11 protein-coding genes and 1 tRNA gene are annotated in these 13,392 nt (G+C 38.4%); 7 read left to right on the plus strand and 5 right to left on the minus strand.

Annotated elements, in window-relative coordinates:
• Window positions 1-203: 203 nt before the first annotated feature.
• Complete coding sequence (locus tag ACN222_RS12285; protein ID WP_010996613.1) at window positions 204-701, minus strand: HNH endonuclease; 498 nt, start codon at window positions 699-701, stop codon at window positions 204-206.
• Between the two features lie 475 nt (window positions 702-1,176).
• Between ACN222_RS12285 and alr the strand changes: the two genes are divergently transcribed.
• Both alr and ACN222_RS12295 read left to right on the plus strand, forming a co-directional pair.
• The gene (gene alr, locus ACN222_RS12290; protein WP_044521383.1) at window positions 1,177-2,364 is read left to right on the plus strand and encodes an alanine racemase; all 1,188 of its coding nucleotides are present in this window, start codon (window positions 1,177-1,179) and stop codon (window positions 2,362-2,364) included.
• Window positions 2,365-2,444: 80 nt separating this feature from the next.
• Window positions 2,445-2,526: transfer RNA gene (locus ACN222_RS12295), tRNA-Leu, on the plus strand.
• Window positions 2,527-2,637: 111 nt separating this feature from the next.
• Here ACN222_RS12295 and ACN222_RS12300 read toward each other — a convergent pair.
• The 3 genes from ACN222_RS12300 to ACN222_RS12310 all read right to left on the minus strand — a co-directional run bounded on the left by ACN222_RS12300 (window position 2,638) and on the right by ACN222_RS12310 (window position 6,981).
• A complete protein-coding gene (locus ACN222_RS12300) occupies window positions 2,638-3,966 on the minus strand; it encodes an ATP-binding protein (protein ID WP_010996615.1) in 1,329 nt (442 codons plus the stop codon).
• 234 nt (window positions 3,967-4,200) lie between these two features.
• Complete coding sequence (locus tag ACN222_RS12305) at window positions 4,201-5,481, minus strand: tellurite resistance TerB C-terminal domain-containing protein (RefSeq protein ID WP_010996616.1); 1,281 nt, start codon at window positions 5,479-5,481, stop codon at window positions 4,201-4,203.
• 153 nt (window positions 5,482-5,634) lie between these two features.
• Complete coding sequence (locus ACN222_RS12310) at window positions 5,635-6,981, minus strand: ATP-binding protein (protein ID WP_010996617.1); 1,347 nt, start codon at window positions 6,979-6,981, stop codon at window positions 5,635-5,637.
• A gap of 113 nt (window positions 6,982-7,094) precedes the next feature.
• Between ACN222_RS12310 and ACN222_RS12315 the strand changes: the two genes are divergently transcribed.
• The 4 genes from ACN222_RS12315 to ACN222_RS12330 all read left to right on the plus strand — a co-directional run bounded on the left by ACN222_RS12315 (window position 7,095) and on the right by ACN222_RS12330 (window position 11,549).
• Window positions 7,095-7,415 (plus strand): TMEM14 family protein, encoded by a 321-nt coding sequence (locus ACN222_RS12315; RefSeq protein WP_010996618.1) that lies wholly within the window; start codon window positions 7,095-7,097, stop codon window positions 7,413-7,415.
• A 1,146-nt stretch (window positions 7,416-8,561) separates the two neighbouring features.
• A complete protein-coding gene (locus ACN222_RS12320) occupies window positions 8,562-9,797 on the plus strand; it encodes a phosphotransferase family protein (RefSeq protein ID WP_010996619.1) in 1,236 nt (411 codons plus the stop codon).
• A 140-nt stretch (window positions 9,798-9,937) separates the two neighbouring features.
• Window positions 9,938-11,026, plus strand: coding sequence for a T3SS effector HopA1 family protein (locus ACN222_RS12325; RefSeq protein WP_010996620.1), 1,089 nt, complete (start codon window positions 9,938-9,940; stop codon window positions 11,024-11,026).
• 76 nt (window positions 11,027-11,102) lie between these two features.
• Window positions 11,103-11,549: an acyl-CoA thioesterase gene (locus ACN222_RS12330; protein WP_010996621.1), complete on the plus strand. Its 447-nt coding sequence runs from the start codon at window positions 11,103-11,105 to the stop codon at window positions 11,547-11,549.
• Between the two features lie 55 nt (window positions 11,550-11,604).
• On the opposite strand, the gene ACN222_RS12335 is transcribed toward ACN222_RS12330, so the two are convergent.
• Window positions 11,605-12,459 (minus strand): HIT family protein, encoded by an 855-nt coding sequence (locus ACN222_RS12335; protein WP_010996622.1) that lies wholly within the window; start codon window positions 12,457-12,459, stop codon window positions 11,605-11,607.
• Between the two features lie 80 nt (window positions 12,460-12,539).
• On the opposite strand from ACN222_RS12335, the gene ACN222_RS12340 reads away from it, so the two are divergent.
• Entirely contained in the window at window positions 12,540-13,331 is a 792-nt protein-coding gene (locus tag ACN222_RS12340; RefSeq protein ID WP_010996623.1) for a YdcF family protein, read from the plus strand.
• Window positions 13,332-13,392 lie beyond the last annotated feature (61 nt).

The raw sequence follows: 13,392 nt of genomic DNA on the forward strand, positions 1-13,392 counted from the left end.
TAACTGGTTAATTGAGTACTCCCCTACACCACTCGTAGGCAAAATATCCGTAGCAGGATTAAGGAAAAATCGAATTTATACCCAGTTTGGTACTTTATCAGGCTTAAAATCAGGCTGATAAAGTGCAATCAAATAGACAAGTAGACATAACACCTACTTTTAGGTGACAAAACAACTGGGTATTGAAGGTTACTGTGTTAGTGTCAAAGTCCTATAACATATTTTTGCCACTCTTGATGCAATCCACTTTTGAGATGCTTGCTGACCTCAAAATAGAGACTGCTATAGGGTTGACGAGGAAGATGGCGCAAAGGCATACGTGCCTCTTGGGGTGTGCGACTGCCTTTTTTGACATTGCAACGCACGCAAGCCGTTACAATATTTTCCCAGCTATCGCCACCGCCGCGCGATCGCGGATTTACATGATCCAGTGTCAATTCGTCCCCGGTATAGCCACAGTATTGGCAAGTATGTCCGTCACGATGCAATATATTGCGACGGGTCAGAGGAATTTCTTTATACGGAACGCGGACGTAATGACGCAACCGGATTACAGTTGGTAACGGAAAGTCCGAGTAAAGGAACCTACCGTTATGTTCAACGCGTTCTGCTTTGCCTTTGATTAACAGAACTACAGCGCGTCGCCAGCTCGTTATATTGAGCGGTTCGTAAGAGGCGTTTAGGACTAAAACCTTACCCATTGATCAGCGCTCAAGGTATTAGTTTTACATATATTAACACGATTTTCCTCTTCTTGGGAGAGGAGGTTAAAGTATACTTCCGCAATAATTGAGTAATTGATCCTGTCGGTTATTGGTAATGGCTCAGAACCCCTATTAATTGGCTATTACCTCAGTCAAAAACAGAAGTTTAGCTCTTATTACTGCTAGTTATTAGTAGCAAAAAGAACCTGTTAATTTTAATTAAGAGGTGGAGTATTGAGTAAAATACACTAGGTTCCAGTCTCTAACCCCCTCCCTGATCAACATCTGAACGAGAAAATTTCAAAATTTTACTCAAGTATGTTGTATCTGTTGCGAAATGCGAGTTAAACTTCCTGATTAACTCTGATGTGGCTATAAAACCAATTCGCAATAGCCTGCGGCAAGGCTAACGCCAACGCAATTCGGAATAAATACGCATTTAAAAAGCAGTGGTGTGATAAGGGGGAGTGAAATGTTAAGTCGCCAACAAGCCTCAAGTATGGCTTCTCATCAACAATGTGATACCTATGCTTGGTTTTCACAACGCGCTTGGGTAGAAATTGACCTAGAGGCGTTGTCGCACAATGTCCAGCAACTTAAGCAGTTTTTATCACCGCGTACTCAGTTAATGGCAGTAGTTAAAGCAGATGCTTATGGTCATGGTGCTGTGACGGTGGCACAGACAGCATTACAAGCGGGGGCTAGTTGTTTGGGTGTCGCCACTGTTCCAGAGGGTATTCAATTGCGAGAGGCCGGTATTCAAGCGCCCATTTTGATTTTAGGGGCTACCCATACACCAGAACAAATTCAGGCGATCGCTCAATGGCAACTCCAAGCAACTATTGGTAGTCCCAAACAAGCTTTAATATTTTCCAATACCTTGGAAACCATCCAGCATGATTCTCCTATACCTGTACATATTAAGTTAGATACGGGTATGTCTAGACTGGGTACTAACTGGCAACAAGCAGGGGAGTTTGTACAGTTAGTAGAGCGTTTACCCCATTTGGATATTGCTAGTGTTTACTCCCACCTAGCGACCGCAGATAGCCCAGATCCAGGGATTATGGAAGAACAGCATAGAAGATTTGAGGAGGCGATCGCTCAAATCAAAACTTTGGGTATTAAAATTCCTAGCCTGCATTTAGCAAACTCGGCTGCAACCCTGGCAGATCCGAGATTACACTATGATATGGTACGGGTAGGTTTAGCCGTGTATGGACTCTATCCAGCCCCTCATTTACAGAATAAAATCAGCCTAAAACCAGTCATCCAAGTCCAAGCGCGAATTACCCACGTCAAAACAATTGCTGCCGGTACTGGCGTAAGCTACGGACACCAATTTATAGCCCCTCATGAAATGCGCCTTGCCGTTGTGAGTATTGGTTACGCTGATGGCGTACCGCGTAATCTATCCAACAAAATGCAGGTTTTAATTCGTGGTCAACGAGTGCCACAAATCGGTGCTATCACGATGGATCAGTTGATGATAGATGCTAGTGCTTTACCAGACCTACAAGAAGGGGAAATTGTCACCTTACTTGGGAAACAAGGAAAGGAAAAAATCACAGCCGATGATTGGGCAGAAGCGTTAAACACTATTTCCTGGGAAGTTCTTTGTGGATTTAAACATCGCCTACCTCGTGTAGGCGTGATGTGATTGTTACGAATTTTTAACTAATACCTATTATCTATTGCCTATTCCCTGAGATAAAGTGCTATACTAGTATAGTTGCATAAGCGGATGTGGCGGAATTGGCAGACGCGCTAGATTTAGGTTCTAGTTCCGAGAGGAGTGAAGGTTCAAGTCCTTTCATCCGCACTATAGTTCATAGAATAATAAAAGGGGTTTCAGATAAATATTAGTCTTGAAGCCCTTTTTATTATTTAAATTTTTATTGTCAAATCCTTAATATCGAATAAAACTTCAAAATCACAAGCTAAATTCAGCTGCATTATCTTCATCTACACCGATATCTTGACCCACAGCAGTAGGTTTAAAACTAGAACTATGAACTAGCTCGCTAAACTTAATGTTTTGATTGTGGTGTAGGATGTTCAACACACTAATAAAATCCCTAACAATTTCTCCTGGTGTTAATAAGGCTTCTGCGCCTAAACGACCGACGATTTCCTTGACAAATTCTTGTAATTCCTTGTTGGTCAAAATCTTGTCATAACCAAAATGGAGGGCGTGAATTTCCGTTAAACGTTGCAAAAGTGTCAGAATTTCTGCTTCACTTAAAGGATTAAGGCGGATGACTGGCCCAATAAACTCTTGTATATCGCTTTGTTGCACAAAGCGGCTCTCTTTTGTGCGTCTACGCCAAGCTTGGTCTGCAAAAAGTCCTCGATTCGGGTCTTCTAAAAACTTTGTTGTCCCACCTATAACAATACCTAAATGTTCTGCTTTACACTGCATAGTGTCATTAAACATTGCTAGTAATCTGTTATAGTTCTTCTCACGAGTAACTGTAGTAGATATTTGGTAGAGGTTCACTGCTTCATCCATTAAAATCAGCAATCCTTTATAACCAATCTCTGCCACGAATTTAGCTAAGAGTTTAATATAGTCATACCAACTATCATCATCAATAATTACCCTTACGCCTAAAGCTGTCCTGGCTTCAGTTTTAGTATTAAATTCTCCCCGTAACCAACGCAGTGCAGAATTTTTTAAATCATCATCGTCTAAGCGGTAGCCACGCCAATAAGCAACAATAATGCTACCAAAATCAAACCCATGAACTAAGTCTTCTATATACTGAACAACTTCTCGAATTTTGGCTTCTACTTGGTCATCAAAACCCTCATCATTGGGACGTAGCTGAGTTTCTTTAACTACCTCTTGCTGAATTTTGTTAATCCATCCTTCTAGAATTGAAACTAACGCACCACCATCAGGACGGGTTTTGGTGGAAAGGCTACTCATCAATTCTCGATAGGTTGCTAGACCTTCATTGTTGCTTCCTGCTAGGCGATGTTCCGAAGATAAATCAACATCACCAACTACAAAACCTTGCTCCATTGCTCGGTTACGAACCATCTGGAGGATAAAGCTTTTTCCCGCGCCATAGTTACCAATGATAAAACGAAATGCTGCTACACCTTCGGCAATATCATCGAGATTTTGTAATAGGCTTTTAAGTTCTTTTTCTCGACCAACTGCTATGTGTTCTACTCCTAATCTGGGTACTACTCCTGCACCTAGTGAATTAATCAAAGCAGTTGAAGTTTTTTTCGGGATTTTGAGCTTTGCCATGTATTTTTCTGTACGGGATATCGATGCCAATTTTATAGCGATGAGTGGGGATTTAAATTTATTAGTCTCTAGTCCCTAGCCGCTTTTTATTGTATGTTGTGGTGCAACCCTTTAAATAATTAGAATAACATCATGCTTTTGTTGGATAATTTCCAGTCTATATGTATATAGGTTCTGGCAATAATTACACCATATTTTTATAAAAATTTTACGATGAGCTAGGGATATTAAATTTCAGGATGCGTATCTAGCTATTAGATGTTCATACAATGCGACTATATTTCTGACATTGGTTATATGTTCTGCGTAAATCTTTGGTACGTCTAGATCGGTTTCAATTATTAATTCACCAATAGTATCATTAGCTCGCTCATTGATAGAATCAATCAGCAAATTCGGCATAGTGATGTTAGCTTCAGCAATTTTTTTGATCGATGCTTGGGGATTATCTTGCCCGATTATAATTTTTAATACTTGAATTTCATGACTAGGTAACTGCTTTAATAAAGTATGCCATTCTTCAGGCAAAGCTTGGGACGTATCATTTTTAGCATCTATTTTATCTAAATTTTCGAGAATATCTGAAAAGGAAAAAAATGTTCCTTCTTGTTCTGATGTATTAATAGAAATAGGTTCTTGATTAACGGTTTCTATTTGTTGTAAGAGTTCCCAAACTTGATTTTGCAGGATGTCTCGTTCTTGTTGCAACAAAAAGATTTCATTTTGGATTTGTTGTAATTCATTGTGGCGTTCTGTTTTTTGAATTTGTAAATAGTCAATATTTGCAGCTAGGCTTTCCTGTTCATTGCTCGTATCTAGAAGTATTTGAGATTGCTTGCTTTTCTCTAACTCTAAATCTTGAATATTAATTCGCAGTTCATAAAGTTTTTCTTCTAATTGAGGTTTTATCCTTCCTAGCAAAGTAATACTGTTTTCAAGTTCTTGTTTTTCTTGATTTAGATCACTAATTTGATTTCGTAACTGGGTAATTTCTGCCCGACAAACATGATGGTTAGATTCTAATCTACGTTTTTCTGATGCCAGTGTAGATAAGGAATTGTTCAGTTCTATTTGATTTTCTTCCAAGCTGCAAATTGTAGATTTTAGGTTAGCAAGCTCCGATTCTATCTGTTTCCTTTGACTGGCAAAAATTCCTAAATCTCGATGCAAACTATCTCTTTGATTACGGCTATCTAAAATTTGATTTTTTAGCTGCTGTGACTCTGTGTATAATAAACTGCGATGGGTCTCTAGTTGTTCAATTTCTCTGGCTAGCCTGGACTTCAGTCCCTCGGTTTCTTGAATGCGTTTACGGAGTGAACTTAAAAGTAATAGTTCATAATTCCTCCGTCGCTTATCTACAAATAAGGCGGCTGCATAAGTAGCTACTACTGTAATTACACCTGTGAAAAAAGCTTGACTAAAATTCCATTTGGGAACTAGGCTCAAACCAAAACTCACACTAAAGGCAACTATGCCTAAAATAAATCGATTACTTACTATGACTTGTTGCATATTGCTGATTTTTAGCGTAGTTAAGCTTTTTGACTGAGCAGCGTTGCCAATGATTACTCTTCATATTTTGGTGTTAGTCACTCTAGTTGTAAGTGTTTGTGGATGAGATTGTTGTGAAAGTAACAAAATATTGAAATCATGCAACAATTATTTTCATGAGTGGGTATTTAAGATATTGTTATTTGCAGCAAACAGAGATGTGTCTGCTTTTAGAAAATCTATGAATTGCTGTGCAGTACGCCCAGAACGACCATTATGGCGTGTTGCCCACTGTAATGCTTGATATTCTAACTCTTCTGGGTTAATACTAATTCTCTCTTGGGCTGCTAGATGGCGTACAATTTTTAGATAGGTGCTTTGATCGGCAGATTCAAAGGTGAGGGTTAAGCCAAAGCGATCGCTAAAGGAAAGTTTTTCCTGCATCGTATCCCCAGCATGGACTTCTTCATTATTTTTCAAGCCGGGTCTATCAGCAAAAAACTCTCGAATCAAGTGGCGACGATTTGAGGTAGCGTAGACTACCACATTTTGGGGACGGGCTGTCAAATTTCCTTCTAAAACAACTTTTAGCGCTTTGAAGGCATCATCGTCTTCTTCAAAGGATAAATCATCAACAAAAATGATAAATTTTTGTTGCAGTCCGCGTAACTGTTCCACAATCTTGGGTAAATCTTTTAAGTCTGCTTTTGAAACTTCCAATAAGCGGAGTTGGCGATGACTATATTCATTTAATAAGGCTTTGACTAAGGAAGATTTCCCGGCCCCTCGGCTACCATAAAGTAATACGTGCAGTGCTTTCTCACCCGATAATAAAAATTCTGTATTTTTCAATAAGGCTTCTTGTTGTAACTCATAGCCCACGAGTGTACCTAGTTTAACTGGGTCATGGTAAGAAATACCAAGAAATTCACCATCTTGCCAGCGTAAGGCGCGGTATTGAGCAAATAAACCTGTCCCAAATTTTTGATAATAAATGGCTAATTCTTCTGCCGCATCTGCCCAATGCTCTAGATGATGTAACGATAATGCTGTTTCTGACCCTATATCATCTTGTTCCAAATACCATACTACAGGTGAAATAGGTAAATGAGCCACGGCTTGCACCCATTGACTCAAAACAGCACTATTACATTCATAAAGACTCTGTAAGACTTGTAAATCATGCTTTACGGCTGAGATTAAAGCCGGGGGGAAATCTTCAAAGTCTTGCTGTTGAGTAAGTTTGCTAAAGGGATTCTCAGCTATCAAAATTTGCGAAACTAAATAATCTTCCCAATTTTGCTTCCTAGTGGCTAAAGCGTGAAAGTAATTGCCATAGGCTTGAAGAGAACCCCTAGCATCAGCATCAGCATAACGTATGGCTTGTAACAGTTCTTGGAATGCAATCCCAACATCAGTTTGTAGGACTGATTGGTACAGTAAAAGGGATGCTGCTTGGCGTTGGAGAAATTGTACTTGGGGATAGAGAGAAGTAATTGCCGACATTGCTGGATTATCCATCAATTAACTTAGTCAGTAGTCAGTAGTCAGTAGTCATTAGTCCAAAACCTTCACTATTGACTGTTGACTGTTGACTGTTGACCACATCATCAACATCTAGATAAGGTTTAACAATGAATTTAAGTGTAACTGCTGCGATCGCCTATGGTATGTTAGCGCTTATTGGTGGCATTATTGGCTACTTTCAGGCTAATAGTCAAGTTTCTCTCCTTAGTGGTGTTTTTAGTGGTTTATTACTATTTGTTGCTGCTTACTTACAACTCCAAGGACAAACTTGGGGTTTAATTTTAGCAACTGTGGTGACTGCTGCACTGGTAGTCTTCTTTGCATTAAGGTTGGTTAGAACACGCAAGTTTATGCCTGCGGGATTAATGACTATTTTAGGGATGTTGTCACTGGTAGTTTTAGTCAATCAAATGGTAGCTCCTAAGTAATAGGACTTACGAAGGGTATAAGGGTGTAAGGGTTTTAAACATTTACGCCCCTATCCAAACCCTTGATATTTCGTTTTTATGGGTAAGTGCTAGTATTTTAGATTTGTTGAGGATTGTCTCACTATAGTACATTGGTATTAATAATATGTGAATGACTTTGACAGCATATCCGGTGAAATTAGGTGTATCTCACATCACGAAAATCTTTTGCTCTAGAAATGTCGGTTTATTAAGTACATTTTGTATTGTAAATAACAACTTAAATTAAGCAAAAATCTTTACTGATGACATAATTTTTGCTTATTTGGAAAAGGTGAAATGCCTATGTTTCTTTGCTTGCTCATCAGAAGTTTATACAAAAACTCCTCTTTAGTGGACGTAGGCAATGAAACATTATTGTATTACATAATGTAATTTTAATATTTTTTCAAAAAATTATTGCCGGTTACCCAAAGTATCCGGTTTTTTGAACTTGGTGATGATAAATAAAAATAATACACATATTAAATTAATAGCTTTAAAAAGCTTAGAGTAAAAATGTATTAATTGTTACAAAACATTTTAATACCTGAAAATGAGATTTCCTATTTTATCTAACGTAGTAAGTGAAATTAGCTTTTGCATATCAATGTCATAGTCGGCATGGTATGGGTTTTCGTATACCTTACTTCTGATAGATTCATCCTATGAAAAATCTTATGTCTAATATATGAATCAGTATAAATCTCTCTTTAGATAGGTGATTCAGTTAATAAAAAACTTTATCCACGAGGGGATGGAGTATTAAGCCAGATCCTTTCAAAAACTGACATCTGACACGCAAAGTGTAATAAATTATGGTTTAGGAATCACCAGTAAACAATCAATTATAAGTTTATATAAAAAATTAAATAATCTGACATAGTTTTTCCAAAAAGTGAATATTTATTTTAAAGATTTGGCGGGGATTACATCAAAAATTAAAGCAAAAATAAAGGCTATTTTGCCATTTTGGCAGGTATTAGTAAAGGAGATGAGATATTTATAGATTAAAGCAATCATGATTGATACTTATATCCTTGTTGTTATCTACCTAGACGACTAAAACGAGACCAATCTTGAGATTAGGTGATTATCTCAGCAATTTTACGAACTAGGAAATAATCAATGTTATTACCACTGTCTTCTCAAAACGTTATCCAGCATCTGCAAGCAGCAGAACTGTGTAGCTCAGAAGATGGCAAATCAGACATATTTGAATTGCCAATTACCAAGAAGAACTACAATTTAGTGGTGAATTTAGCAGATAATCGCAAACTGCTAGTTAAACAAGAACGTAGTATAGAAGATGATGGGATTCTCCATGAATTGTTTAATGAATGGCTATTTCACCAATTACTACAAAAGTTTCCCATTCTCGGAAATATTTCTGCGATCGCTCCTTTGGTGGTACATTTTGATGAGGAAAATTCCATCCTCGTTCGCAGTTATTTAAGCGAGTACCTGGATTTAGCTAAATCTTATCAAAACACGAATGTTTTCCCCAAAGAAATTGCGGCGGCAATTGGGACGACATTAGCAGCGCTACACCGTACTACCTTCCAGGGGAAAGAATATCGTGATTTCATGGCGACTGCGCCTCAAGGACAGTTCCGCTATCATTTTTACAATCCGGCACAAGGAATAAGTTTTCTGAGTCCAGAGATTTTTGGTAAAATTCCTACTGAAGCCTTAAAATTTCACGTTCTCTATCAATGCTATGAGAGTTTAGAAGCAGCGATCGCTGACTTGGCTTATGAGTGGGATGCTTGTTGTTTAACTCATAATGACCTCAAACTCAACAATATATTAATTCATTCCCGATGGAACCAATTAGATAATTGCCTAGTGCGATTGATTGATTGGGAAGCTTGCACTTGGGGAGATCCGGCTTTTGATTTAGGAACTATTTTAGCTAGTTATTTAGAAATTTGGCTTGAGAGTTTAGTTGTAGATCCTACTCTGGAATTAGCAGAGTCTCTAGAACTAGCAATGATACCACTAGAGGAGATTCAACCATCTTTAGTGGCTTTATTACAAGCTTATTTGCAAGCCTTTCCCATGATTTTGGAATACCATCCTAATTTTTTGGTGCGAGTTATCAAGTTTGTCGGCTTGGCTTTAATTCACCAAATTCAAGACAAGATTAATAACTGTAAATTATTTGATACTTCTCACCTTCATATGCTTCAAATAGCTAAAAATCTGCTGACTATGCCTGAGCAATCCATACTGAGTATTTTTGGTATCTCGGAGGCAGAAATTCTCTCTCCGGTAGCAAAGTTTCCTCAAATATCACATCCTGAGAAAGAAAAACAGTTAGTTCCCCTGTATTACGAAAAAACCCGCTTACGTGGTTGCTAAAAGCACGATGATGAACAATTCAAAAAGCAAAATTATCAGTTTTGAATTTGTCATCGATTAGGTAAGAATTAATATTAGAGCCAGGATGTTTACCCTGTAGGGGTTTTCTAAATTATCAATTTTGAGTTTGGAATTGATTGATGCTAGACTATTCTGCTAACCCACTGTTTAATTCTCTGATGGATATTGCTACTAATATCCAAATTGAGCCGAACTTTTGTATCAACCATCCCAGTTATCAGCCTTTTGCTTTACCAACCAAAGTAGCAGATAGATTTCAGCACAACTCCCCTGCTCTACAAAATAAATATCTCGCCTTATTGCTGCGTAACTTCCTTTATGGAATTTATTACAACGGTGTATTGCAAAGTAATTTGGCAACTGACAACAATGCTAATTACTCGATGCCACAAAATTTAGCAACTAATACCAATGTGGGTATCGATTGGGAATTTTACGAACAACTGCAAGCCAGTAATCACGGACGGGGTTATTTTGACCCTAGTTGGCAGGTGTTACGTAAGGAACCCGATGGTAGTATGGCAGTGACTAAGAGTGGTTTAACTTTATACATAGAACCAGATTGCCATCTCAAACCCGGTAAAAAATCTGCGACTGTAGGGGAATCAGTAGCGATTTGGATGCCTAATAATCGATTGCAAAACGGCTACTACTTAGCTGTGAGTGATGTGGGACAGGAACAGTCAGGAAACCCGGATGCTGATTTAGGTACAGGGAGAATCTATTTTAATTTCAGTGCAGATGGTGCGATCGCACTTATGGATAGTTTAACAGCACAATTCAACGCCGCCGCACTTCCTTTTACCTTTCAAGTTCTGTACAATCCCTGCGCCTATGGACGCTATGACTCAGGCGTACTCTATTTTGAACACGAAAACTATCCAGTAATACATAAAATTCTTCAGGTTATATATCAAGAGTATCAAGCTTATTTCCAGCCAGAGATACCCCTGTTTACCAAATTTTTAGCACCTGGGTTGAGTCTGGCTGAAGAACCTACGCAAAAATTTGCCGCACAAGAGACTTTTGGCATGAATCGTTGTCAAATTGTGGCGAATGCTTTGTTAGAAGCTTGGCAGAAGGGTAAGAATGCAGTCGAAGAACGAATGAAGACGATTAACAAACACTTTCAACATCATTCTATAGATTTACAGCGTCCTTATCTTAACCCTACTTCTGAAGATATATATTCACCATTAAAGTTATAAATTTTTCTTGCACAGTAATATGATTTTGTAGGGCGGACTTCTAGTCTGCTCTTTTTTTTATTTGGTAATTTTCCATATGCCTTTTACTTATCATCGGACAATTAACTTTCAAGATACGGATGCTGCGGGAGTAGTTTATTTTGCTAATATCCTCAGCATTTGTCATGAAGGTTATGAAGCGTCTTTGAGAACATCAGGAATTAGTCTCAAAGAGTTTTTTACTAATCCTAGTATGGCTTTCCCAATTGTCCATGCCAGTGTAGATTTTTTGCGTCCGCTATTTTGTGGGGCTCAGGTGATAATTAGCTTGGTACCGCAAAAGATTGGTGCGGAAAAGTTTGAGATTAATTATGAAATTTATTTGGCAGATGTATTAGTGGCTAAGGCTGTAACTCGACACGTTTGTATTGATGCTAATACTAGAAGTAAGCAAGAGTTATCTATGGAAATTATTCAGTGGTTGGATGGCTATCGGAAGGACACAGAGGAGGTGGAAAGACGCAAGGCTAGAGAGGTTGTTTAACTTTTTTTAACGCAAAGTATCGCGGAGGTTGGCGCTGAGGGACGCAAAGTTTTAACTATTTTCTTTGAGGTATGACGTTTCTAATGCCACTTTTCGCTCCTATGGCATCGCCTTGATAACGTGGGATGATGTGGATACTCGCGTGCATAATATTTTGTCCGGCGGCTCGATTGATATTCATACCTATATTGAAGCCATCAGGGGCAAATTCTGCTTTCAAAAATTCCTGTGCTTTATTTACCATTAACCAACAAGCTGATTGCTCTTTTTGGGGTAGCTCGAAGTAGTCGCTAACATGACGTTTGGGAATAACTAATATATGTCCTTTGCTGATTGGATAACCATCAAAGATAGCGTAGGCAGTTGCCGATTCTGTTAATAATTTTAAGTTTTTATGGGGATTGCAAAATATACAATAATTAGATGAATGACGCTGGTTATTATAATGAGTGTATTCGTATATTTCTCGGCTTTCATCTAAATGGATTGAGTGAAATGGTAGTTTGACAAGACATTGATATGTAGGTTTTTTATGAATATAATGTTCTCGAAACCCTTCCCTTTTAATATCTCTTCTGACTACATAATACGCTTTACCTCCTGGTTTTAATAAGTGGGATATATCCATGAGGACATTAGCTTGATTTTCGGGGAGTAAAACATTTAAAACGTAGAAGCAAATTATAGTGTCAAATTTATTTTCAGGATATTGAGGAAAATAATAAGGATCATAACCAGTAATATCAAAGCCTTTTTGCTGCAATAATTTAACATCATTCCCAAATCCACAACCAAAGTCTAAAATTTGGCCTTGTAGCAGGTTTTGATTTAGTAAAAACTGTGCAGGAAATGATAGATAAGTTCTTTCAATGGCTGTGAGATGGCTGAATTGATTTTTTTGCTGTTTCATGGAAATCTAAGACTCATCTGCTACCTTGTCTTAGCACAGCCAAAACTCAACCCGCGATACCCAATTCCACAACCATAAATATGTTCTTATATTTATCTAAATTACTGCCTCTATTTTTTTATCCTTTAGGATTAGCTAGTGTCGGTTTAGTAGTAGCACTAGTAACTTTGCGTAAACGTCCACGTATAGCGACTACAGCCATAGCTTTATCGTTAACTTTATTGCTATTGTGCAGCAACGCCTGGGTTGCTAAATACTTGGTGCGATCGCTAGAATGGCAAAATCTACCCATGGCACAATTACCCAACGCTGAAGCCATCATCGTCTTAGGTGGTGCAACTAAATCAGTCTTTCCCCCAAGGATTACACCAGATTTAAGTGAACAAGGCGATCGCGTCATCTATGCTGCCCAATTATATCGCCAAAACAAAGCCCCACTCATCATCCTCAGTGGGGGACGCATCGATTGGCGCGGAAGCGGTTCATCGGAATCAACAGATATGGCAAATATCCTCACATCTCTAGGTATTCCGGCTAGTGTGTTGATTGAAGAACCCGATTCACTTAATACCTATCAAAATGCCGTAAATGTCAAGAAAATATTAGTATCTCGTGGTATTGATCAAGTATTGTTGGTAACTTCAGCATTACATATGCCGCGATCGCTGAAAATTTTCCAGCGTCAAGGTATGAACGTTATCCCCGCACCCACTGACTTTTTAGTTAGCGAAGGTGAACTCCAGGAACTCGGCAACACCCCCAAAGCCGCTATATTGAATTTATTACCAGATACTTACAACTTACACCTATTCACAAACGCCCTGAAAGAATACGTTGGCAGCTTTGTTTATTGGTTACGAGGTTGGGTCTAATTAGAGACGCGATTAATCGCGTCTGTACAGTTGTCGGTTGTCAATAGTCAATAGTAATTCT

The organism is Anabaena sp. FACHB-595 (assembly GCF_048568275.1).
GTDB lineage: Bacteria > Cyanobacteriota > Cyanobacteriia > Cyanobacteriales > Nostocaceae > Trichormus.